The sequence below is a fragment of the Imperialibacter roseus genome (assembly GCF_032999765.1).
Lineage (GTDB): Bacteria > Bacteroidota > Bacteroidia > Cytophagales > Cyclobacteriaceae > Imperialibacter > Imperialibacter roseus.
Genome location: NZ_CP136051.1, coordinates 5,547,283 through 5,572,353, shown reverse-complemented (window position 1 = coordinate 5,572,353; position 25,071 = coordinate 5,547,283). Strand labels below are relative to the sequence as shown.

Genomic DNA, 25,071 nt, shown 5'->3' with positions numbered 1-25,071 from the left:
ATTAGTATATCCTTTTTGATGCCGGGCGTGCGCCATGAAAATGAAACAAAAAGAACTTGAACAATTGCTAAAACGCTATTTGAAGGACAGTAGCTCTGAGTTTGAAAAGCTTGAAGTAGAAAGATGGTTTGAAGATATAAGCAATAACGACATTGATTTGAGCGAATCTGAAAAAATTGAAATAAAGGACAGAATGCTTGCGAGAATTCTGGAGGCCAGGGAACAGGGGGGAGCGAGCCTGCCGTTCGGGGTCGGCAGTTGATTTTCAGAGTGGCTGCTTCACTTCTGTTGATGATCGTATCTTTTGTAGCATACCAGCAGCTGTCTCAGAGCGAACCTGAAACTATTGCCGTCACCACGGCGATGCTTTCTGACGAGGTTGTGATTGAGAATAACTCAAAGGGTCCCAGGGAGGTTTGGCTTCCAGATGGTACCCAGGTGATACTAAAAGGAGAAAGCAAGATCAGCTACGCCAGGCATTTTTCCGGCAAGAAGAGGGAGGTAAACCTGATAGGCGAGGCTTTTTTTGATGTGATCAGAAACCCCGACAGGCCGTTCTTTGTGTACAGCGGCAATGTCGTCACCAGGGTGCTGGGCACAAGCTTCAGCATGGTAGCACCTGAAAACGCTTCTACAATCGAAGTAAATGTGGTGTCGGGGAGAGTTTCGGTTTACGAATCGGAAGAAGGTGAAACTGATGAGACTGAGCAGAAGAAGGTGAAGAAAGGTGTTATTCTCACCAGAAATCAAAAGGCAACCTTCTTCGTCAAAGAAACGCACCTGGTTACCTCGCTGGTTGAGCAACCCAGGCCTGTAAAGGTGCCAACAAGGGAAAATAAGTTATTGGTATTTGAAGACAATACCCTGAGCGAGATTGCCTCCAAACTTGAAGAGAATTACTCGATAGAGTTTGTGATGGAAAATGCATCAATCAGCAACTGTACTTTCACCGGAGACCTGTCCGACATGTCTCTTTTCGATTTATTGTCTGTGATTGGGAAGTCGGTTGGGGTTGAGTATGAAGTGATGGGCACTAAAATCCTGCTAAACGGACAAGGTTGCCAGAAACAAATTGTGAACTAAAAAAAGAGGAATGATATGAAACAAAAATCTACTTAGAAAATGACCCTTGGTACCACGAGTACCTTTGGAGGCAGCCCTTTTTATGAAACCGTAAGGTTAAAAAAGGCCTGATCGAAAAATTCACTACCCTACAAACTTACATACTTATGAAACTACTAAACCTACTTCATGCAAGGAGAAAGTACTTTTCTCAGGGCATGAAGATATTTGTTACCCAAATGGTTGTTGTTGCTTTGTCAACATCCATTTCGTCGGCCAATGAGCTCATTGGCCAGGCACTTCTGGACAAGGAGGTATCGCTCAAAGCTGAGGATGTTGAACTTAAAAGTGCCATTTCAGAAATTGAAAGAATCGCCAACGTGAAATTCGCTTACAGCCCCAAGCGAATCAAAGACAGGCAAAAGGTGTCCGTGGATGTGGAGAACAAGAAGTTGAGCGAAGTGCTTGACGGAATGCTCCAGCCGCTCGACATTTCCTATGAAGTTATTTCAGACAGAATCTCTCTCTACAAGCCTGAAACAAACAGAGGCCCCGAAAAAGCATCTGCTGAAAACGAAATTTTGGCTCCTGAATTCACGGTATCGGGATCTGTCAGGGATGAAAATGGACAATCGCTTCCCGGTGTGAACGTTGTCGAGAAAGGCACCACCAACGGTACCATTACGGACGCTGACGGTGGATACAGGTTGAGTGTTACAGACGAAAATTCAGTGCTCGTCTTCTCATTCATTGGCTTCGCTACACAAGAAGTAATTGTCGGTGGCAGGTCATCTGTCGAAGTAACCCTGGCTACCGACACTAAAACACTTGGCGAAGTGGTGGTTGTGGGTTACGGTGAGCAAAAGAAGGTCACTGTTACCGGATCTGTGGTGTCGGCTAAAGGCGTTGACCTGGTGAAGTCGCCTGCCGTTGATCTTTCGAATTCACTTTCTGGCCGTTTGCCTGGTTTGGTGGTAATTCAAACAAGCGGCGAGCCTGGTAACGATGGTGCTCAAATCAATATCAGAGGGATCAACACTTTAGGAAACAGCTCCCCACTAATAGTAATTGACGGGATTCCTGACAGGGATGGCGGACTTGGTCGTCTGTCACCTCAGGATGTCGAATCCATCACTGTGTTGAAGGATGCTGCTGCCGCAATTTACGGCGCAAGAGCTGCCAATGGTGCCATTATTGTGACAACCAAAAGAGGCACAACTGGAAAACCAACAGTCTCTTATGACTTTAACCAGGGCTGGGCTCAGCCTACGGTAATTCCCGACATGTCGAATGCCCCGGAATACGCCGAAATCATGAACCAACTTCCCATCTACAAGTCGATTCCGCCAAGTGAGTGGGAGGCTGCTTGGCAGGGAATTCAGCAGAGTGGGACTTTTACCTCCCCTTCAACTGGAACGTCACTAAGTGCTCAATTCAGCCCTTCTGATGTGCAAAAGTACAAGGACGGTTCTGACCCCTGGGGTCACCCCGACACCGACTGGTTCGGCGATGCGTTTAGAACGTGGACTCCTCAGAACAGACACAACCTACAGGTGAGCGGTGGTACTGAGAATGTGAAGTATCTGTCGTCTATTGGTGTAGTGAATCAGGATGCCTATTATAAAAACTCCGCTACCAACTATCAGCAGTACAACCTCAGGCTGAACCTTGATGCGAAGATCAATAAGTATATCAGCACGCAAACAGGCATCATGTTCAGAGAGGAAGTGAGAAACTTCCCTACAGAGTCAGCCGGATCAATTTTTAGAATGTTGATGAGGGGTCGCCCGACCGAGCCTGAAGTATGGCCCAACGGCCTTCCGGGTCCGGACATTGAAAATGGCCAAAACCCTTATGTGGTCACTACGAATGCGACCGGCTATGAGAAGAACCCAACCGATTATATACAGACCAACTCAAGGGTTGATATCACTAACCCATGGATAGAGGGGCTGACCTTCACGTTGCAGGGGTCTGTCGATAAGCAAATAGACCGAGTCAAAAGGTGGCAAACGCCATGGTACCTGTATACCTGGGATGGAACAGGAACAGGGCCAAATGCATCAAACCTCAATAGGTCGTTGAGATCAACATTTTCCGATCCCAGACTATCTCAGTTTGAGGAGGCCATATTGAATACGAACATAACCGGAATGTTGAGTTACGAGAAGACATTCGCCGACGACCATACCATCAACCTGATGGCTGGTATGACCAAGGAAACCTTTAAAGGAGAGTTCTTTTCAGCGTATAGAAGAAACTATATTTCTCCGGCCATTGACCAGTTGTTTGCAGGCGGGTCAGAGGCTCAGAACACCAACGGCGGTGGCTACGAAAGAGCTCGTTTGGGCAACTACGGAAGAGCTGCTTACAACTACAAAGAAAAGTATCTGGCGGAGTTTATCTGGAGATATGACGGCTCGTACATTTTCCCTGAGTCTGACAGGTTTGGTTTTTTCCCCGGCGTATTGGCGGGCTGGAATATTTCGAATGAAGACTTCTTCCAGAACAATATCAGCTTCATCAACTTCCTGAAGATTCGTGGTTCGTACGGTCAAATGGGTAACGACCAGGTTTATTTCAATAACCAGCTTCAGGAGTATGCTTACCTGGCCACTTATGGATTTGGCGAATACCCCATCAATAGTCAGGTAGTAAAAACACTTGTGGAAAGGCAGCTTTCGAACCCTAGCTTTACCTGGGAGAGAGCCAACAACCTGAACATCGGACTTGATGGAACCATGTTGAATGGAGCGCTGACCTTTGCATTCGAGTATTTCTATAATAAAAGAGATCAGATTTTGATTCAAAAAACCGGATCAACCCCAGCCTCTTCTGGCATTAGCTCACTACTGCCCCCGGTAAATGCCGGAAAAATAGATAACAAAGGGTTTGAGTACACAGTTGGGTACAACAATGTGGCAGGTGGCTTGACTTATGCGTTTGGTATCAATGGTGGTTACTCACGAAACAAGGTGGTATTCATGGACGAAATCCCAGGGGCACCTGCTTATCAGCTTCAGGAGGGAAAGCCATATGGTGCGTATTTAGTTTATGAGTCTGATGGAGTTTTTCGGGATTTGAGCGATATCAATGACAACACCCTTGATTACAGTGCAGTTACACCTCAATTGATACCTGGTGATATGAAGTTTAAGGATATCAATGGAGACGGCAAAATTGACGGTGATGACCAGACAAGACTGGATAAAACCAATACGCCAACTTTCAACTTTGGGGCAACCATGAATTTCCAGTACAGGAATTTTGACTTGTCTCTGTTGTTTCAGGGAGCCATGGGAGCGATGCTAAGGTTATCTACAGAATCAGGAGATATTGGTAATTACCTGAAGTATAGCTATGACAACCGCTGGTCAATCGACAACCCAAGCAGCACCGATCCGAGATTGGCAAGCAGGGGTGACACGTACTTTACCGGCGGAAATTATGGTAATAATACTTACTTCCTGCTCAACAAGAATTACCTGAGATTGAAGAATATCGAACTCGGGTATAACTTCCCATCTAGCATAGGTGAACGAATTGGCATCAGTAATTTCCGATTGTATGTGAACGGTCTTAACCTGATCACATTTGGGTATTTGAGTAAAAACGGAATATTTGACCCGGAATCAACCAATCAGGCTGGTACCTACTATCCACAGGCAAGGGTAATCAACACCGGACTTCGTTTAACCTTTTAAATGACAATGATGATGAAAAGAATAACGATAACAATATGGGTGTTTGCTGTGGGCATGATGCTTCCCATGGCTTGCAACACGGACTTCTTGAATACAGAGCCACTGGATAAAATTTCCAGCGACTTGACATGGAGCGACGGGCCATTGGCTGAGGCGTTTGTTTACAATGTATATGCCTCCCTGGGGTATGGCGGTTTCGAAGAACAGATGCTGGCAGCCTATACCGATGAAGCTATGTTTACACATGCAGGAAGAAACATCAACCCCTTCACCGAAGGTGCGGAAAGTCCCGCTAACCTGGCATGGATGAGTCCAACGTATGAGTGGAATAATATGTACCTGGCCATCAGGAAGGCCAATGTGGCCATTGAGAATCTCCCAATTGCAACTTTTGACAATGAAGATTTAAAAGACAGACTTCTGGGAGAGTCGTATTTTCTGAGGGCCTATTACTACCATCAGCTGCTGAGGTTCTATGGCGGGGTTCCTATTATTGACAGACCTTATGGTCTTGATGAAGACTATACCATCGTAAGAAGCTCATTTGCAGAATGTGTAGATTTTATTATTTCTGATTTGGATCAGGCCGCTACATTGCTTGACGGAAAACCTATCACGCCTGGTCGCACATCCAAGATCGCAGCTATGGCCCTTAAGGCACGAGTGTTGATCTATGCTGCCAGCGATTTGCATGATATTCCAACAGCCTCTGCTTCGGTATCGGGGCTTACCGATCTTCATGGGTATACAAGCGGAGATCAAACTGCCAGATGGACAGCGGCGAGAGCCGCCGCCAAGGCTGTGATGGATGCAGGCAGTGGTTATAAGCTGGATCTTACAGTGCCGGTTTCTCCGGAAGAGGGAAAGGCTAATTACGTAGCCCTGTCTTATGGGGGAGGAAGTGCTGTGGCAGATGCGTCTGCAGCCGTAGAGTTGATTTTCCAGAGAACGCAGACTCCATTATACACCGTAGAGAATAACTGGCCGCTGGGTGGCATCCATTTTGGCATTAACAATGGGCCTAACGGCTATCACAACTGGGCTGGTAACACACCAATTCAGCAGTTGGTAGACGACTATGAGATGATGGACGGCTCTAAGTTTGACTGGAATAATGCAACCCATGCGAGCGCTCCCTACGATGACCGTGACCCTCGTTTGTATGCTACTGTACTTTATGATGGTGCTGGCTGGAAGCCAAGGCCCTCTGATGTGGCGGGCATTGACCCTATGGATCAAATTCAAACAGGTTACTATGATGATGGCGCAGGTGGAGTTATCAATGGTGTGGACACCAGAGAGTCTCCCATCGAGAACTGGAATGGTAGCCGTACGCATTACTATGTGAGGAAGTTTATCGATTCTGATCCGGCAGTCATTGACAATCAGTCGGGTGCGCAGGTGGTCCCCTGGCCATTTATTCGCTATACGGAAATGGTACTGAATTATATCGAGGCATCTATTGAGTTGGGTGATGAGGCTGAAGCCAGAAACTGGCTGAACAAAATACGGTTCAGGGCTGGTATGCCAGCCGTGACCGATGCCGGCGACGCCCTGAGAGATCGATACAGAAATGAACGCAGGATTGAGCTTGCTTATGAAGAGCACAGGTATCATGACGCCAGAAGATGGTTGATTGCACCTACCACATTGGGCAGGGGCATCAAGGATATTCAGGTGGAGGCGAAGTTGAAGCCGGGAGCTACACCGCACGTGCCTTACCGCTATGATCCAGATGTATATGACTATTCTTACACTCCTCAGGACAATACAGAAAACGAAACCCGTACCTGGGTCGACAAAATGTATTTCCGCCCTATAAGCCGGGGGGAGATGAACAGGAACGATAAACTAGTTCAGAATCCGGGATACTAAAGTTTCAGTAAGTTGTATCTAAGTTTTAAAAACCTATGCCGGAGTATTTCGGTGTAGGTTTTTATATTTTTGTTTAAGACCGATCCAAATGCTTAACAACCCTGCACGATTTCTTCTGGCCATTTTTATAGTGATTTTTTGCGGATGCAAAAGCGAAACCAAAGAGGAACGAACCGAACCTGTTGTTCCGGATACTCCGCCTCTTTTCAAGCTGCTTCCCCAGCAGGAGACGGGCGTAGATTTTATTAACCAGCTTGAGGAAGGATTGAATACCAACATCCTGATGTACGAATACTTCTACAACGGAGGTGGCGTGGCGGCGGGCGACATCAATGGTGACGACCTGATCGACCTCTACTTCACCTCCAATATGGGAGAAAGCAAGCTCTACCTGAATGAGGGGGGTATGCGTTTCAAAGACATTACTACTGAGGCGGGAGTTGGCGGAAGGTCCGGGCCCTGGAAGACCGGCGTAGCCATGGCTGATGTGAATGGCGATGGCAAGCTGGATATTCATGTTTCTTACTCAGGCCAAATGAAAGAAGAAAGTCGGCAAAACCAGTTGTTCATCAATAGGGGCAACGATGCCAATGGAATGCCCACGTTCGAAGACCAAGGGAGAGAACTGGGTTTGGCCAGTGCAGGCTACAGCAACCAAATTTACTTTTTTGACTACGACAGGGACGGCGACCTTGATGCATTGTTGCTCAACCACAACCCGAGTTCAATGCCCGTCCTCAATGAAGTGAAGACGGCCGAAATTTTAAAAGTAGATGATGAGCTAAGAGGCGTAAGGCTTTTCAGGCAAGCCAATGGGCATTTTGATGACGTCACTACGAAGGCTGGCATCAGCAGCTCAGCACTCACCTACGGACTGGGCGTTGGCATTTCTGACATCAACAACGATGGTTGGCCGGATATCTATATTTCCAACGATTATGCCGTGCCCGACTTTCTTTACATAAACAATGGAAACGGAACGTTTACCGACAAGTTGAAGGAAAGTGTAGGCCACAATAGCCAATTTTCAATGGGCAACGATGTGGCCGATATTAATAATGACGGCTGGAATGATATAGTGACCCTCGACATGCTGCCAGAAGACAATTTCAGGCAAAAGCTATTACTCGCCCCTGATAACTACTCCAAGTTCGAATTGAACATTAAGTCTGGCTTCCATTATCAGTACATGCGCAACATGCTGCAGTTGAGCAATGGAAACGACCTCACCGGGAACCCCACTTTCAGTGAGGTGGGGCAAATTGCGGGTATTTCTAATACCGACTGGAGCTGGGCGGCACTCCTGGCCGATTTTGACAACAACGGTTGGAAAGATCTTCATGTGACCAATGGGTATTTCAGGGACTATACCAACCTGGATTTCATCAAATACATGGACGATTTTGTGAAGAGCAAGGGCAGGCTGCAGCGGGAGGATGTGCTGGAAATCATCAGTCACATGCCGGCATCTAATGTAGTCAACTACATTTTTTCAAATGTCGATGGGCTGAATTTCACTAATCAGACGCAAGCATGGGGATTGAGTCGGCCGTCCAACAGCAACGGTGCTGCCTATGCCGATCTTGATAATGACGGCGACCTCGACATCATCGTTAACAATATCAACCAGCCTGCATTTATTTATCAAAATGAAGCTGATAAGAATGGCGATAACAACTATCTCGACATCAAGCTCCGGGGCGAGACGCCCAATACCCAGGGATTAGGCGCAAAAGTGACCATTTCCATCAAGGGCAAAAAGCAGTCGGTGGAGCAAATAACTGCCAGGGGCTATCTGTCGTCTGTGTCGCCCGTTCTTCATTTTGGCCTGGGTGAAGCTGCAAATGTGGATACGCTGATTGTAGCCTGGCCCAGAGGAAAGATACAGATTCTTACAAATGTAGCAAGCAATCAGGTGTTGGCTTTGTCGGAGGCCGATGCATCGGAAGTTTCGATGCCAGCCAAAGTCATAAAACCACTTTTTGTGGAGACGGCCTCTCCTATCAATCATCAGGACAAGCCACTCAACGCCAACGATTTTAAAAGACAAACACTCCTGATCAATCAGCTGTCGTTTGGGGGGCCCGCCATGGCCAAAGGCGATGTAAATGGAGACGGCCTTGAAGACGTATATGTAGGAGGAGGGGTGGGTCAACCAGGCGAATTGTGGTTGCAAAGTGCAGGGGGCACCTTTCGCAAAAGGGCAACCGCAGCTTTTGACCTTGACAGTGCCAGTATGGATGCGGATGCCGCTATGTTCGATGCCAACAACGACGGCCACATGGATATTTATGTGGCCAGTGGAGGCTATCACACCTTCACATCAAATAATGTAGCGCTCCTGGATCGGCTATATATCAACGATGGAAAGGGTAATTTCAGAAAAGACAAAGATGCCCTACCCCAGGTAGGCGGCAGCAATGCGACAGTGGCAGTGGCTGACGTAAACGGAGACGGCTCCAATGATATTTTCGTCGGGGGGCGTGTGGTGCCGGGAAGGTATCCGGAGGCTCCGCAAAGCTACCTGTTGATCAATAAAGGATCAGGCAAATTTTCGGACCAGACAGCATCACTGGCACCGGGCGTCGAAAGATTAGGTATGGTCACCGATGCCGCCTGGCTCGACATCAACAAGGACGGCAGGCAGGACCTGATCGTCGTGGGTGAATGGATGCCAGTCACAGTATTTGAAAATACTGACAAAGGCTTTTTGCTTGCTACCGAAAAGTACTTTGACAAATCTTACGAGGGGTGGTGGAATACCCTCACTGTTGCAGACATCAACGGCGACGAGGTTGCCGATTTGCTGGTGGGCAACCTCGGAATAAATACACAGTTTGGCGTCTCCGAAGCCACGCCGGCAGAAATTTACTTCGACGACTTCGACAATAACGGATCTGTCGACCCCATCTTTTGCTACTTCGTGCAAGGCAAAAGTTATCCAAGTGCCACCAGAGATGAGTTGCTCGATCAGCTCAGCTCATTTCGGCGAAAATTCAATAATTATAAAAGCTATGCCGGAGTTACTCTGGCCGACATTTTCTCGCCGGAAGAGCTTGAAAACGCCGGACACATGCAAGCCAATTTTATGAAGACGTCAGTCTTTCTGGGCCAGGTCAATGGCAAGTTTACTGAGAAGCCGCTGCCTGTGGAGGCGCAATACTCGCCCGTTCATACCATCACAGTCCTGGACTTTGACGCCGATGGCAAGGACGACATTTTACTTTGTGGCAACAATAGCTACAGCAAGCTGAGGGTAGGGAAATTTGACGCCAATTACGGTGCGCTGTTCAAAGGCAAGGGGAACGGGGAATTTGCCTATGTGAGCCAGCCGGGTTCAGGTTTCAATCTGAAGGGCGATGTGCGCAACGTAGTGCAAGTTGACAAGTTCCTGTTGTTTGGGGTTTGCCAGGGAAAAATGAAAGCTTATATTTTTAATGACTAAAAACCATTGAAGACTTATGGAACGCTTCAATCACCATTTCTTCCGCCTTTGCTCAATAGTGGCCATAGGCCTTGTTTGCGGCTGTTCCGCTGGCAAGGAGAAAATTTTTACGCCGCAGGAAATGGCAACCGGGTGGGGAGAGCTCTCTATTTACATCACCAAAAACACCCCAGCTAATTCGCCGACTTATGCCTCACGATGCTTTGGGTATATAGGGTTGACAATGTACGAGTCCATTGTGCACGGCTATCCTTCGTACCATAGCATGGCCGGGCAGCTAAATGAACTGGAAGCCTTGCCTCTCCCTGAAAATGGAGCCGAGTATGATTGGCTTGCGGCGCTCAACGCAGGTCAGGCTTTGATCATCAAGCGCATCTACAACCAAACTTCTGATGAGAACAAGTTGAAGGTAGATTCACTGGAGGCCTTGTTTTTTGATCAGATTTCCGGGGAGGTTGATGCTGAAGTTGCGGAGCGGTCTGTGGCATATGGCAGGGAAATAGCTGAAGCCATTTTTGAATGGTCAAAGACGGACGGGGGTCACAGGGGCTATCTGAAAAACTTCGATAAAAACCTTAAACTACCTACTGGCGAGGGCCGTTGGGAGCCGCCGCTGTATGCGCAATCTATCAGCCATTATCCGTTGCACCCCCATTGGGGAGACAACCGCACTTTTTTAGAGAAAAACAGCCGTATTCCTACGCCGGAGTTGATTCCACACGATACAACACCAGGTTCCCCCTATTACACGCAGTTCATGGAGGTGTACGAAAAGGACAAAGAGCTAACGCAGGAGGAAAAGGAAGCGGCGCTATGGTGGGGAGATGATCCGGCTGATACATTTACACCGCCGGGCCACTCTTATTATATAGCTACTGCGGTTTTGAAAGCAAAGAACCCGGATTTGATCAAATGCGCCGAAACCTATGCCAAAATGGGTATTGCTGTGGCCGATGCATTCATTGAATGCTGGAAGTGGAAGTACGAACATGTATCGGAGCGGCCGTCAAGTTTTATCAACCACCATGTGGAGCCCGGTTGGGTGTCATTTTGGCCCGACCCGCCCTTTCCCGCATTTCCATCAGGGCACGCCACCAATGCCGGAACCGCTGCCACTATCCTCATTTATCAGTTCGGTGAGCGATTTTCGTTTACCGATAGCTCTCATGTGGGGCGCAAAAGAGATGAGCTCAGAGACGTGGACTTTAAGCCGAGGCAATACGACTCCTTCTGGCAGGTAGCTGAGGAAACAGCCAACTCCCGGTTTTATGGTGGCATTCATTCTCATTACGACAATGAAATAGGGCTTACTGAGGGAGCCAGAATTGCGGAGAACGTGAATACATTGATTTGGAAAAACGAATAAGTTAGCTCGTGCGCACTATTATGAATAAACTGAAGGTCATCTGGTTGGTTTGCCTTGCTCTGGTAACTTGCACTGCCCAGGCTCAGTTGAGCTTCAAGGATGTAACCGAAGAGGCCGGCATTGACTATCACCAGTTTGTGGTTTATGAGGGGATGTTTGGCGGAGGTATTTGTGTGTTTGATTTCAATAATGACGGCTGGGACGATTTTTTTCTCACTAGTGGAATGGAAAAAGATCGCCTTTACCTGAACAACAGAGACGGCACTTTTAAGGACGTTTATGCCTCATCCGGCCTGGTTGTTACGGGTGCTTACGTGACCCAGGGCGCCGCAAGCGCCGACGTCAACAGAGACGGCTGGACGGATTTGCTCGTCACGACCATTACTTTAAAAGACAGTTCTCAACAAATTCCCAGGGCGGAGAATCTTTTGTTTATTAACAATGGCAATTCAACCTTTCGGGATGCCACTGAGGAATACGGGCTAAAGAACCTGCAGTCATTTAGTACCGGCGGCAGCTTTGGAGACTTCAATCTCGATGGTTATCCTGACATTTACATCGGCAACTACTTTCTGGCCTATGAGGGAAAATTGAGTGCCATCAACGATGCCACCATCGTTAATGCCAGCTCAACAGCAGAGGGGTATCTGATGGTCAACCATGGCGGCGAATACTTCACCAATGAATATGAGGATTATGGATTAAAATTCCGTGGTTTCGGTTTTGGAGGAGTATTTACTGACTACGACAACGATCATGATCCGGATATATTTGTCAGCCACGACTTTGGGTACAAAGCCACCCCCAATGTGCTGTTGAATAACCGCTACCCCGACGACAGGTTTGTTGATGTTGCTGAGGAGGCTGGGATGGATCTCAAAATCAATTCCATGGGGATTGCAGTCGGGGATTACGACAACAACGGCCTTCTCGACTACTATGTCACCAATATTCGCTTCAACCGCTTCATGGTGAATCAAGGGGCTGGCAAGCCATTTATAGATAAAGCCCGGGACTTGGGGATGGGCTTTGTGAGCATTAGCTGGGGGGCCAACTTTGCCGATTTTGATCATGATATGGATGTTGATTTGTTCGTGACCAACGGCGACCTCAATCCCAACGACGTGCCCATGGCCAACTTCTTTTTCGAGAATGACAAAGGGGCGTTCACTGACAAGGCCCATTTGCTCGGCCTCAACGATTACGGCGTGGGCAGGGGGTCGGTGGTGTTCGACATGGACAACGATGGCGACCTCGATATTCTGTATGTAAGCCAAAAGCCAGTGCTAGATTTCCCTGTGGAGTCCCGCACACGGCTGTTTCGAAACGATAGCAAGGGCGGCAACTGGCTCAAGATTGCTTTGAAAGGAACAGACTCCGAATTAAATGGGCTGGGCTCCAGAGTGGAGGTAGTAGCAGGCGGTGTAAAGATGATGCGGGAAATAGATGGAGGTTCCAGCCATTTGTCGCAAAACTCGCTGCAAGCCCACTTCGGATTGGGAGCCTCGGCGGTCGCCGACTCGGTCATCGTTACCTGGCTGGGGGGAAAGAGGCAGGTGTTGGTCAACCAAGCGGCCAATCAATTGCTCACAGTGACCGAGGAAGAAAGCAAAGGCCTCGGCTGGCCAGTGATGGTTGGGTTGGGTTTTGTCACAGCGGTACTGGCGGCTTTTGTTGTGCGGAGAGTAGGTCGAAAGTAGCTCCTCCAGAAAAGATAGCTATCTTTCGCCCTAAACATAGTCATGTTCGCCCCCAAACATGGCTATGTTTCAGGTGAATTATGGCTATAAATGAAGTTGATGATAGCTATGATTTTGAAGCGAGGATCTTAGAGCAACAAAATCATTCTTTTCTCGGCCACTATTACTGGCTGTGTAGCACCTAGTTTTTAAGGATGCGCCATGTGCTGGATAACTCGCCATTTGTAAGAGTGAGCAGGTAGGTTCCAGTCGGCATTCCGTCAAACGGGATTTCAACTTTCCCGCTCTGGCTTAACAAGCGCCCCTCTTTAACCTGCTGACCTGTAGTAAACGTCAGCACATAAGATACCTGAGTGATATTTTCAGGCAGTTCTATCGCAATAAAGCTTTCCGTAGGGTTGGGGTACACCTTGATCAGTGCAGCTAATTCATTCAACCCCGTCACTTCTTCCACCACCAGTGCTCTGGTGACCTCCGCTGCCGCCAGGTAGTTTTCATCACCTCCCTGGGTGGCGGTTATGGAGGTTGTACCACTTCCGGTTATGGTCAAAGTTGCCCCTTCCAAAGTGGCAATTGTCTCATCTTCAGATTGAAAGGCTACTGGCAAGCCCGAGGAGGCCTCAGCTACCAGGGCAATAGGTGCGTCGTTGGATTGCAATGTTGGCAGCTCATCAAAAGTGATGGTTTGCGCTGCTTTGGCAATAGCTAATGTTTGCTCAGCAGAAGCGGCGTTATAATTATCATTTCCGGCTTGCGAGGCTGTGATGGTTACTGCCCCGGCTTTTACTATCGACGCCGAATTTCCTTCGACGCTAACTACAGCAGGGTCGGACGACGAGAAAGCAATTGGCAAACCAATAGAGGAAGAAGCTAAAAGCTCGAAAGCAGGGTCGCCATACGTTTTGGCGGCCAGTGGTTCAAAAGTAATGGTTTGGCCAGCCTTGTTCACCACAAGCGACTGCTCCACAGAAGCGGCGGCCAGGTAGTTTTCATTCCCGGTTTGGGAAGCGGTGACGGTGACTGAACCTGGTTTGAGAATGGTAACGGTTGTTCCATCCACTTTAGCCACAGTGGCGTCATTTGAGGCGTAGGCCACCGTAAGGCCTGAAGTACTTGAAGCAGAAAGTTCGAAAGAAGCGTCACCAAATGTCTTTGCCGGGAGCGTTGCAAACGTAATGGTTTGGGCTGCTTTGTTAATGGTCAAACTTTGTGTGGCAGTGGCGCTGGAATAGTTATCGTTGCCAGCCTGCGAGGCCGTGATGGTGACAGCACCCGCCTTTAAGATGGAGACTGTGACCCCCTCAACAGAAGCTACAGATGCATCACTTGAGGAAAAGGTTACATCGAGCCCAGAGCTTGCCGTGGCAGATAAGTCAAAGGGGGAGTCCCCAAAGGTTTTTTCGGGGAGGGCTTCGAAGGTGATGGTTTGTTCAACTCCATTGATCGTTAAGGATTGCTGCTTTGAAGCTGCGTTGTACAGTTCGGTTTCAACCACCGAAGCGGTTATTGTGACGGTGCCAGCTTTGTGTATTGTTACTGTCTTTCCTTGGATGCTGGCTATTTCGGGGTTGGAGGATGAGAAGGAGATTTCCTGGTCTGTATCTACTGAGGCAGTGAGGTCGAAGGGTTCATCCAGGATGGATTTTGCCGGCAGCTCGGCGAAGGAAATTGTAGGATCGGCTTTTGTGCCAGTGCCAGTCAATGCAATTTCAATCAATGGATTCTCCTCGTCATTGGTCAAAATGAGCAATGTTGCTGAACGTGGGCCGATGCCTTTCGGGGTAAATGTTATTCCTATCTCCCCAGATTTGTTTGGATTGATTTTATTGGAAATGCCTGATAAATCCAGTTCAAAATCTTCATGATTAGGTCCGGCAAGGTCAAACGTAACCGAGCCGGTGAATTTCAGGGGGGTGTAGCCTGTGTTTGAAATTTTAAAAAGTTGTTTTACGCTTGATTCCGAGTAGACGGTTTCTGCAAAGCCCATTTCGAACGTAGAACTTTGCCGTACTCCATTGTACTCAAGCTCAACACTCGAATATAGAATTCGCAAGACCCATGGAGTAAGGGCAAGGTTTTTTCGGGCATTAAAATAGAGTTCTTCTCCAACAGGAATTAACTCTCTTATTTGGTTTAGCCCCCCGTTGGTGAAGAAGTCATATACCAGGTCGAATGAGTCGGAAGAACCATCTGTAGAATATAAATAATTGTTTCCGACAGATAAATATAATAGTTCGTCAACCACAAAAGTGCCATCCGGGTAGAAGTAGCCTGTATAAACATTAGTTGGGTCTCCAGTATCGGAATAGATGTTGTAGTAGTTGTCTGGGAAATCTTGAGTAACGAAAAGAACTTTGTTACCGAAACCGGCGAAAGGACTGATCCCATTATAGTAATAGGATCCGGCATCGGCCAAAAATTCCGTAGTTTCGGGAGTGCCCGAAGTTTTGTAAAGTGAGTAGGTATTGTTCGAAAAAGCAATCGAAAAGAAAAGGGTTTGCGATGTTGCATGGTACTCAACTGTCTTGACTTCATTCGTGAACTCTATTAGTTGGTTGGTGCCGCCAGATGTTCCATTTGACCGCCAAATGCTCGGATTGCCTGCGGAGTTGTTGGCCAGGAAGAAAAATGTAGTGCCAAACAACTTAAAGTTTCTGGGATTTGACCCATCGGGCCCAGGGTTAATATCCACTACAAGTGTTGTTCCATCAGATGTCATATCGCTCGACCAAAGTTCAAATCCATTGGTTTGATCATTGGCCGAAAAAAAAACGTTCGACCCTAGTTGCGTAGCAATAAACCCTTCATTTCCTCCCGCTTCCCCATAGTTAAAAGCATCGCTCGCTCCTGGTGCTATGTCGGTTAGTTCATAGGTGCCGTTAGCTGTGCCGTCAGAAACCCACATTTCCCTACTTTGCGTCTCTATAGGATCCGATGTGAAGAGCATCTTGTCTCCAATCACCTGTAGGTTGCTTCCCGAAGTGATTTCTTTTATTACCTCAATCTGGTTGTTGGATATCTTAACTAGACCGGTATACTCAATTTGTCCTTTAACTCCTTCCGAAGTGAAAGTATAGACGTTATCCTCATAAGTCACAAGATGATCAAAGTGTGAGAAAGTGGGGTTTCCACTGGGGTTACTCAACAGTTCAAGCTGATCAGCCTCACTCTTAGTATAGAGATTGGGTGCGGCGAAATAATTGTTGTCTTCCGCTAATACCAGTTGACTCGGGGTCTTTGCTATTGATCCCAACTTGAGGTCTTTAGGTCTGGTGCTGTAGTCATTTATGAGGTATGTTCCCTCACTAGTTCCGTCACTTGCCCAAAGCTCCCTGCCATGCTGTCCATCGTCAGCGATGAAATAGATATGGGTGTCGTTACCTCCAATGTATTGAAGTCCTCCGGAAAAGTAACTAGGATTGATATCCTTAATCAGGGTTGTTCCTTCTTCGGTGCCGTTCGTTCTCCACGGTTCATACCCATATTCGTCACTTTCAGCAAAGAAAATTATTTCATCATTGAGTTCTTGTGCTTCAAAATTTCCATTTTGCAGCCCGGGTATTTCTTTTACCAAAATCACGTCGGTACCATCCGTCTTCCACAGCTTTCCTTTCGTGTTAAAGAAGACGATTTCTGAAAAAGGTCTAAAAACTCTATAAATAGCGTCATTGCCGTCGCCTACTGTCATTAAGAGGTCTAACTCTTGGGTTGCCTGATTTAGCTTGTAGACACCACGTTCATTAAAGTTTATGAAGACAATTAGTTCACCGCCCACACTTCTGGGAACCACATTATAAAAGCCTTCAGGCACTGTTTGAACAGTGCCTATTTCAGTGCCATCGGTTTGCCAGAGTTGATAACGATTGTTTAAATTAGAATAGAACCGAAAATATAGTTTCCCGTTCGATTCCACGAGATCCTTTTCGCCATCATACGCAATGTAACCATTTGCGCCTGAGAGATCCTTTACTATGACTGTACCTTCTGATGTGCCATCGGTTTTCCAGATTTGTTTGTTGTTCACTACAAAAAACAGCTTTCCCTGAAATTCTTTATATAGGATACTGTTGATGCCTTCCTGATCGGGCATAACCTCCTTTAGTAAGTTTGTGCCGGTTTCAGTGCCATCTGTCATCCAAAGCTCACTACCTGTAGTGCCATCATTCGCCAGAAATAAGACCTTTTCATTAAAAAGATAGGGAGCGAGCGCTGTCGAACCTTCGTTGTTAGTCTGATTAATATCCTTTAGAAGTGTTATTGTCCCATCTATGGGGTCAAAAAACCCTGGTTCTAAACCAATTCCGTAATCCTGACCTGATGGGAAGTAAATATCAAAAACTAATAACTTGTTATTGAAACTAATGATATTATAGATACTGTTAAGCTGGGCTTCATTTTGGTCATAGGGGATTGCCACTGTGCCTTCCGTGCTACCGTCTGTTTGATACACATTTCCGACCCCAAAATTATTGTTGGCGAAGTAATATTTGCCGTTGAGTTCGGTGAAGCTGTTTTGATAATAAAAGGCATCGGCAGTTGGGTGATTCTCCAACAAAAGCTGCACAGGTTGCGGTTGCGCAAAAGCTGTATGTCTTCCACCCAGAAACACAGAAAAAACAAATACTAATTTAAGGGATTTTTTCAAGCAGCTGGCTGAGTTATTTGGGTACATCGTGTCAACAATTAGGTGCGCATTATAAATAAGCGCTTAATTGTGACAAAAGAAATGTTTTAAGTTGATAAATAATAGAAATTATGAGGTCACTGTCCATTTTATAGCCCCTCCGGGTATCCCTGCAATAAAAAAGGGCCAGTTTCCCGGCCCTTTTTTACTCAATAATGTTGTTGCGTGGTTTTAGTTTTTAATTACCCTGAAGACTTCAGTGTAGCGCTCGCCGCTGATGTTGAGCAGGTATACGCCGGGGCCAATGTCTTCAACGATGATCTTCGTTTTGGCCTGGTTCAGTTGCAAGTCGCCATATTTCACCACTTGCCCACTTATCTGAGTAAGGCGATAGCTGGCTTTGGTAATATTGTCAGGCAGCTCAACCTCAATATAGCTCTGCGCTGGATTCGGGTACACCTGTACTTTATCAGCTAAGTCGTCACCAACACCTGTTACAGCTGGCGTCACTACCAGCGTATGGCTTACATCCGCTGCGGCCAGGTAATTGGCATTTCCCGCTTGCTTGGCAGTAATTTCTATTTCGCCGGCAGCCAGCACCTCAAGGGTAGTTCCGGTTACTTTGGCAATATCAGGATTGCTCGACACAAAGGTTACTGCCAGGCCTGAGCTTGCCTCTGCTACAAGTTCGACAGATCCAGCGTCAGTCGCTCCGTCAGGCACATCAAAAGTGATTGTTTGGGCGGCTTTGTTGATCGTTAACACGTGCTCTATACTAGCTGCTGAGTTATAACTATCATTTCCAGGTTGGCTTGCTTTCAGTGTTACGGTTCCGGCGCCCAGTATAGTCACAGTCGATCCTTCTATCATGGCAACGCCAGGCTTGGAGCTGGTTAAAGTCACCGGCAAGCCTGAGCTTGACGAGGCAGTCAGCTCAAAAGCTTCGTCTCCAAATGTTTTACCCTCTGGTTCTTCAAAGGTTATGGTTTGAACCCCCTTGGATATGGTAAGCAGCCTTGTTACCGGTGTGGCGGCGTCATAATTATCATTGCCAGCCTGGGAGGCAGTAATGTTCACATTTCCAGACTTGAGCAAAGTAACGGTAGTCCCAGCAACAGTAGCTACATTCTCATTGGAGGAACTAAACACGATAGGTTGTCCTGAAGCGCCGCCAGTAGCCGATAGCTCAAGGTCAGAGCCAAGCGTTGTGGGAGCCAGAGAAGCAAACGTGATGGTTTGCTTTGCTTTTTTAATGGTAATGCTAAATGCCTGACTGGCAGCATCAAAGTAGTCATTCCCTGCTACTGATGCGGTAACCGAGACTACACCAGCTTTTAGAATAGTAGCTGTGGTTCCCGATATAGAGAGTATGGTTTCATCTCCACTCGTGAAAGTTTCAACCGCATTGCCCGATGTACTGGAAGCGCTCAATTGAAATGGAGCGTCCCCCACAACAAAGGTAGTTGGGCCACTGAGGGCAATGGTTTGTCCGCCAACGACAATATCTACTTTCCTTGTCACAGGATCTGCCGCATAGAAGTAAGTGTTGCCGTCCTGGGTTGCGGTGATTGTGGTTGTGCCAAACTTCTTGGTAACCAATTTTCCATCTACAAATTCGGCCACTGTTTTGTCAGAAGAGGTGAGGGTAACAGGCAACCCTGAAGAAGCTTTTACATCCAAAGTAATCGGCGTGGTTTTGTATAGCAGTTTCGAGGAGAACTGTAGCTGAATGGTTTGTTCGAAGTCGGTGCCGGTGCCTTCCAGATTAATGGTGGTTGGCGAATCAGAACCAGCCAAAGCCGGGAGTTCGATATTAGCCTGCCTTACATCACCTGTCTTTGGCTTAAACCTGATGTCGATATCGAAGCTTTCGCCAGGTCTGAGAGTGGTGGGTAAACTGCCGTTAACGATAATGAAGTCATCCGCTGCATCTCCCATCACAGCCAAAGTGCTTCCTTGAGGAAATGACCAGTCAACAAAACCACCGTTTTCGATGGTGATTGTTTCTATCCCGGACTGGTTTCCTTCGGAAATAGTGCCGAAGTCGATGGTTTCTCCAGATTCAAGCGGATCCGAATCGTAAATTATGCTTGCGACAGGCTTGAAGAGGTTCAGCTTCCATAGTGAGGTGACATAGTCGGAATAGTCATATGCGTTGAAAACAAGATCATCTCCGAACGCAGTAAAATTTTTGCCGTCAGTATAGGGGGTCAGATAGGCTTCATCGTAAAGGTTTATTACTTCTTCATCGATATCAGACCCATTTGTAATGTAGAACAAAGAAAATCCATAGTTGTAGTAGATGTAGTTACCTTTTGCAAAAAAACCGTAAGCTTGCGCACCGCCAGTCTTAAGTGTAGTCTGCAATCCCTCATTATCTATAAAGTAATAATCGTAGTAGCCAGTAGAGTTGTTATAATCTACGTAGAGAAGGCCTCTGTCAGATTGAATGGCGGGTATAGAATAATACGAATAGCCTAAATCCAGAATTTCCTCAGTGCCGTCTGCTGTGCCGTCAGTTTTCCACAAGGTATAGTCTCGGTAGTCGTAATCTTCGAGAAAATATACTTCATTACCTACATGAAAAAACGATACGGCATTAACTGTTTCAATAACCTTGGTGTTTTGAGGTGTCCCATCCGTCACCCACAACTGAGTGGAGCCATTTGTCTGCGCCGTAAAGTAGAGCCTGTCGCCGGCGACAAAGAAGTTTTCTGGGTATGAGCCCTCGTTGCCCGGTTCCAGATCAAAAAACAATGTGGTACCCTCCTCGGTCAGGTCAGTTATCCACAACTCTCTTCCCGATTTATTATCGTTTGCGGCGAAAAAGTACTTATTTTTAAAGAAGGTAATAGGCAAGTCTTTGGAACTGTTGGTTTCCACTGAGCTGCCGTACCCAGGGGCAATATTGGCTACTTGATAGGTGCCATCGGAAGTCCCATCCTCCGACACCCAGAGCTCATAACCTTCTCCGTACCCGGCAAAGAATAATTTGCCATTAACCTTCGTCAGGCCATAGGTATAAAGGTATATATCGTCCTTTACCTGACTAATAGTTCCATCACCCGCTAATTTGGTGAGCCCTTGCTGAAAGGATCCATCATTATTTAATTGGGAGCCATAAAAGTATATATCGTTGTTAAGATCTGCTATTCCTCCTTGAGTCTCAAAAGTCGCCTCTTCTCCCTCCAGCGGGCTTGTTAGTTGCGCCTCCCCAGGGCTTAATTGATAGAGATTAGGAACCCCATTGCCGTAATAGGAAGTTTGAGCATACAGCTCATCCTCCGTCGCTATCATCTTGAACATGGAAATGCTTTGCGGAGCTGTGTTGGTATCTTCCAATAGACTGGTGCCCGAGCTAGTTCCGTCGCTCACCCAAACTTCCTGACCCGTTTCAGGATTTCTGGCTCGAAAAAAAACCTTACCTAGCACGTTGCTTTCAAAGAGCCTGTTTGTATTATACAAAGAAGAAAAGGGGCCAGGATAGATATCTTTTAAAAGTCCCGTTCCGCTTTCAGTTCCATCGGTCACCCAAAGTTCGTTTCCCGTATCTGGAGAATATATAGCAAAGACAAACTTATCACCGGCAAAGCCATTCAAAGAACCCTGGTAGTATTGATTGTTTGCAAAAGTCACTATCATTTCAGCACTACCGCTTGAAACGTCAAGTCTAAAGATCCTATAAGGGTAGACTGAGTCCATAAAATATGCATCAGACCCATTTGAAGCAAAAAATGAAATAGCATAAGGATGACTTGCAACCGTTACAGACTGATTTTGCGCTTCTCTGTATCTGTTAAAGTTGATAGTGCCATCTGAATATGTAGAATAATATACTTCTCCATCGATGTCAAATACGTATGAGATGTTGAAAGATTCGCTTTGGGCAATCATATTGGTCCCCTCTGGTGTTCCATCCGACTTAAATATTTGGTAAAAGTTATTGGAACCTCTAATCGTGTAATAGAAATAGTTCTCAGTAGAAGCACCCGTCATATAATAGGTATAAACACCATCGTTGGAGATTTTTTTCGTCCCGTCAAGAGTGCCATCAGTGGCCCATACCTGATTGTTGTTTAGTGAAATGAATGTAAGGTTTCCGTTTGAAAAATATTTGATACTGGAATAGCTGCCACTAATAATTTTAAAAGTTCCACTTTCTGTTCCATCAGTTACCCAAATGTCATACCCGTTACCATCATATGACCTGAAATAAACTTTATCCCCAGCGCTAAACACATCATATGTATAGGCATAGCCCGATGGGTTAATGTCTTTTATAAAAGTGACAGACCCATCCGCTGGATCTACCAACGCAGGCTCTCCCGCATAGGAATAAAAGTAGAACCTGTCAATAAACAATTTATCGCCAAGGGGGGCTATATAGTTAATGGTGTTTGAATACCCGTCGCCACTTACAGGGGTAATTTCAGTTCTATTCAGGCCCTCATCCACTTCGATGATTGTAGAGTTATGAGGGTAATAGGCCTTGCCGTTCAAGTCTGCCAAAGAATAAAAGTAGGGGCCATCACCCGTGCCTGAATTTGGTGTTTCGATCCTCGTTAACTCAGGCTGGGAAAATGCTTCGAGTGATACTACAAACAGTAGTGAAGCCACCAAAAAAATAACCTTTATACCCTCTTGAAGGCTTGTTGATGTAAAAGATTGTGTCATTTTAAGCTTGTTTTACGTATGCAAGATGAACTTCATAAAGACGACCCACGGTGGTGCTCGATTTAGGTTAGTATAGATGTAATTTTCTGAGTTGCTAAGATACAAATCCCCGACAAAAAAATGAGCTCAAAAGCCTATTACGCATGATTACATTTTATTGAAAACTGCCTTAAAATGGAAATAGGCATAGCAAAATAAAATTTAGTTTCTAATAGGCAAAGTTTTATTTATAAATTGTATGATCTCAGTGCCGTGAACTACGAGCTGTTGTATAAGCTGGTTCTTTACAAAAGTTACTAAAAAGGCATTTACAGCGCAGTAGACGTGAGGTTTCTGCGTTTTCTCAAGTTGGGTTGGAATATCAATTATTTCCAATCAGTTCGAATAGTTCTTGACAATCGGAGCTTTTGGATCATAATATTTAGACAATATCCTACCTTCAGCAAACTCATTTTAAAGCAAAAAGGGCCAGTTTCCCGGCCCTTTTTTACTCAACCATGTTGTTGTATGGTTTTAGTTTTTAATTACTCTGAACACTTCAGCGTAACGCTCGCCGCTGATGTTGAGCAGGTACACGCCGGGACCAATGTCGTCGACGATGATCTTCGTGTTGGCCTGGTTCAGTTGCAAGTCGCCATATTTCACCACTTGGCCACTTATTTGAGTGAGGCGATAGCTGGCTTTGGTAATATTGTCAGGCAGCTTAACCTCAATATAGCTCTGCGCTGGATTCGGGTACACCTGTACTTTATCAGCTAAGTCGTCACCAACACCTGTTACAGCTGGCGTCACTACCAGCGTATGGCTTACATCCGCTGCGGCCAGGTAATTGGCATTTCCCGCTTGCTTGGCAGTAATTTCTATTTCGCCGGCAGCTAAATGAATGGCAATAATTCCCCGTCCATATCCTCTCTTCCTCAAATATTCATTTCACCACATTAATCCTCTGTTTACTTTGCACTTCCTTCTAAAATTTGACTCCATGAAAAAACTTTCGATGTACCTGTTTTTCTTCCTGGCCATTTTCTCAGGCCAGCTGCTGGCCCAATACCCCACCGACTACCTCGGCAAGGATTTTCACAAAGAACGCCGGCAGGCGCTGCGGGAAAAGATGCCACCCAATTCAGTGGCCGTTATGTTTGCTAATCCCGTTCGAAATCGGGCCAACGATGTGGAGTATGTTTACCATCAGGACCCTGATTTTTACTATTTAACTGGCTACCAGGAGCCACACTCATTGGTGCTTATTTTTAAAGAAAAACAAAAAGATAGTCAGGGAAATACATTCTCAGAAGTGCTATTTACGCAACAAAGACAGGCCCGAAAGGAGATGTACAACGGTGCCAGATTGGGTGTGGAGGGAGCTAAGAGGGAGCTTGGCTTTGAGGCGGCCTACGACGCCACCGAGTTCAAAAATTTCAACATGGACTTCTCCGTGTTTGACAAGATCATGTTCCTCAATTTGCCCTCAGATGTGAGGGACGCACCCGGCGACGAAGCCGATCTCTATAGTCTCCTGTTGCAGTTCAAAAACAAGGTTGACTACCCTGTAGATTTCAATGCCGACAAGTACAAAATGTATGACTATGTCAAGTCGGAGGAGTTTCTGAAGAACCCACAGGCGGCTCAGATTTTGAGACAGCTGGTGAACAGTTTCCCTGATTTTGCCTCCAATGATCAGATAAAGGCTGTTTTGGAGGCGAAGTCTCCCGAACAGCGGAAGCTGATGATTGAGAAGCTGCCTGAGCCCAGGCAAAAGTTGGACGGCTCCTCTCTGGAGAAATACATGACGGATCTTAGGGAGGTAAAGTCAGCTGAAGAGATAGCACTTCTCCGCATGGCTGTCGACGTGAGTTGCGTGGCGCAGGCAGAAGTGTACAAAGCCATGCGGCCTGGCATGTCGGAATCGGAGGTGCAGGGCATTCATGAGTTCGTTTTCAAGAAATATGGCGCAGAAGACCTGGGTTATCCGTCGATTGTCGGGGCGGGCAACAATGGCTGCACACTTCACTATATCAGCAACAACAAGATGGACATCAAGAGCGATTTGGTGCTGATGGATCTTGGGGCGCAGTACCGGGGCTACACAGCCGACATTACCCGCACGATTCCGGCCAGTGGTAAATTTACCAAAGAGCAGAGGGCTATCTACGAATTGGTGCTGAAGGCCCAGGAAGCCGCTTTTGCAAGGTCGAAACCAGGCAATAAGATATCAGACAACACCCTTGTTTGCAGGCAAGTGATCAACCAGGGGCTGGCGGAGCTTGGCATTATTGAGTCGGTTGATGCGCCGCACAATTACTTTCCCCACGGGGTGTCGCATCACATTGGCCTGGATGTGCACGACAGGGGGAACTACCAGGAATTCAAGGAGAATATGGTGTTGACTGTTGAGCCCGGCATCTACATTCCGGAGGGCAGCCCCTGCGACAAAAGGTGGTGGGGGATTGCAGTGAGAATTGAAGACGATATTTTGATCACAAAAGACGGGTACGAGCTGCTCAGCACCCGTGCGCCACGCACTCCCGACGAGATAGAAAAGCTAATGGCGGAAGAGAGTATTTTCTCTAATTATAAACTTCCTGATTTGAAGAAATAAGATTTAAAGAAATTTTTCTCTG

The 25,071-nt window shown here is 46.6% G+C and carries 11 protein-coding genes; 8 read left to right on the top strand and 3 right to left on the bottom strand.

What is annotated here, in order from left to right:
- The first annotated feature begins 40 nt into the window (after positions 1-40).
- The 7 genes from RT717_RS23520 to RT717_RS23490 all read left to right on the top strand — a co-directional run bounded on the left by RT717_RS23520 (position 41) and on the right by RT717_RS23490 (position 13,152).
- On the top strand, positions 41-262 hold the full coding sequence (locus RT717_RS23520) for a hypothetical protein (protein ID WP_317488788.1): 222 nt from the start codon (positions 41-43) through the stop codon (positions 260-262).
- Between the two features lie 29 nt (positions 263-291).
- Positions 292-1,083, top strand: coding sequence for a FecR family protein (locus RT717_RS23515; protein WP_317488787.1), 792 nt, complete (start codon positions 292-294; stop codon positions 1,081-1,083).
- Positions 1,084-1,229: 146 nt separating this feature from the next.
- Positions 1,230-4,766, top strand: coding sequence for a TonB-dependent receptor (locus RT717_RS23510; protein ID WP_317488786.1), 3,537 nt, complete (start codon positions 1,230-1,232; stop codon positions 4,764-4,766).
- A 12-nt stretch (positions 4,767-4,778) separates the two neighbouring features.
- The gene (locus tag RT717_RS23505; protein WP_317492378.1) at positions 4,779-6,641 is read left to right on the top strand and encodes a RagB/SusD family nutrient uptake outer membrane protein; all 1,863 of its coding nucleotides are present in this window, start codon (positions 4,779-4,781) and stop codon (positions 6,639-6,641) included.
- A gap of 88 nt (positions 6,642-6,729) precedes the next feature.
- Positions 6,730-10,086 (top strand): VCBS repeat-containing protein, encoded by a 3,357-nt coding sequence (locus RT717_RS23500; RefSeq protein WP_317488785.1) that lies wholly within the window; start codon positions 6,730-6,732, stop codon positions 10,084-10,086.
- A gap of 16 nt (positions 10,087-10,102) precedes the next feature.
- Positions 10,103-11,452, top strand: coding sequence for a vanadium-dependent haloperoxidase (locus tag RT717_RS23495; RefSeq protein ID WP_317488784.1), 1,350 nt, complete (start codon positions 10,103-10,105; stop codon positions 11,450-11,452).
- Positions 11,453-11,472: 20 nt separating this feature from the next.
- Positions 11,473-13,152, top strand: coding sequence for a CRTAC1 family protein (locus tag RT717_RS23490; RefSeq protein WP_317488783.1), 1,680 nt, complete (start codon positions 11,473-11,475; stop codon positions 13,150-13,152).
- A gap of 181 nt (positions 13,153-13,333) precedes the next feature.
- Here the strand turns inward: RT717_RS23490 and RT717_RS23485 are convergent, their stop codons facing one another.
- From RT717_RS23485 to RT717_RS23475, 3 genes are all read right to left on the bottom strand, one after another.
- On the bottom strand, positions 13,334-17,797 hold the full coding sequence (locus tag RT717_RS23485; RefSeq protein WP_317488782.1) for a T9SS type A sorting domain-containing protein: 4,464 nt from the start codon (positions 17,795-17,797) through the stop codon (positions 13,334-13,336).
- A 210-nt stretch (positions 17,798-18,007) separates the two neighbouring features.
- Positions 18,008-22,450: a T9SS type A sorting domain-containing protein gene (locus RT717_RS23480; RefSeq protein WP_317488781.1), complete on the bottom strand. Its 4,443-nt coding sequence runs from the start codon at positions 22,448-22,450 to the stop codon at positions 18,008-18,010.
- Between the two features lie 513 nt (positions 22,451-22,963).
- Complete coding sequence (locus RT717_RS23475) at positions 22,964-23,371, bottom strand: T9SS type A sorting domain-containing protein (protein WP_317488780.1); 408 nt, start codon at positions 23,369-23,371, stop codon at positions 22,964-22,966.
- Positions 23,372-23,432: 61 nt separating this feature from the next.
- Between RT717_RS23475 and RT717_RS23470 the strand changes: the two genes are divergently transcribed.
- A complete protein-coding gene (locus RT717_RS23470) occupies positions 23,433-25,049 on the top strand; it encodes an aminopeptidase P family protein (RefSeq protein ID WP_317488779.1) in 1,617 nt (538 codons plus the stop codon).
- Positions 25,050-25,071: the final 22 nt, after the last annotated feature.

What these genes read in the sequence shown, in the direction of transcription:
- RT717_RS23480 (WP_317488781.1), bottom strand. Translation starts at nt 22,450, where the DNA reads ATGACACAATCTTTTACATCAACAAGCCTTCAAGAGGGTATAAAGGTT.
- RT717_RS23505 (WP_317492378.1), top strand. Translation starts at nt 4,779, where the DNA reads ATGAAAAGAATAACGATAACAATATGGGTGTTTGCTGTGGGCATGATG.
- RT717_RS23510 (WP_317488786.1), top strand. Translation starts at nt 1,230, where the DNA reads ATGAAACTACTAAACCTACTTCATGCAAGGAGAAAGTACTTTTCTCAG.
- RT717_RS23500 (WP_317488785.1), top strand. Translation starts at nt 6,730, where the DNA reads ATGCTTAACAACCCTGCACGATTTCTTCTGGCCATTTTTATAGTGATT.
- RT717_RS23515 (WP_317488787.1), top strand. Translation starts at nt 292, where the DNA reads ATGATCGTATCTTTTGTAGCATACCAGCAGCTGTCTCAGAGCGAACCT.
- RT717_RS23490 (WP_317488783.1), top strand. Translation starts at nt 11,473, where the DNA reads ATGAATAAACTGAAGGTCATCTGGTTGGTTTGCCTTGCTCTGGTAACT.
- RT717_RS23495 (WP_317488784.1), top strand. Translation starts at nt 10,103, where the DNA reads ATGGAACGCTTCAATCACCATTTCTTCCGCCTTTGCTCAATAGTGGCC.
- RT717_RS23520 (WP_317488788.1), top strand. Translation starts at nt 41, where the DNA reads ATGAAACAAAAAGAACTTGAACAATTGCTAAAACGCTATTTGAAGGAC.
- RT717_RS23470 (WP_317488779.1), top strand. Translation starts at nt 23,433, where the DNA reads ATGAAAAAACTTTCGATGTACCTGTTTTTCTTCCTGGCCATTTTCTCA.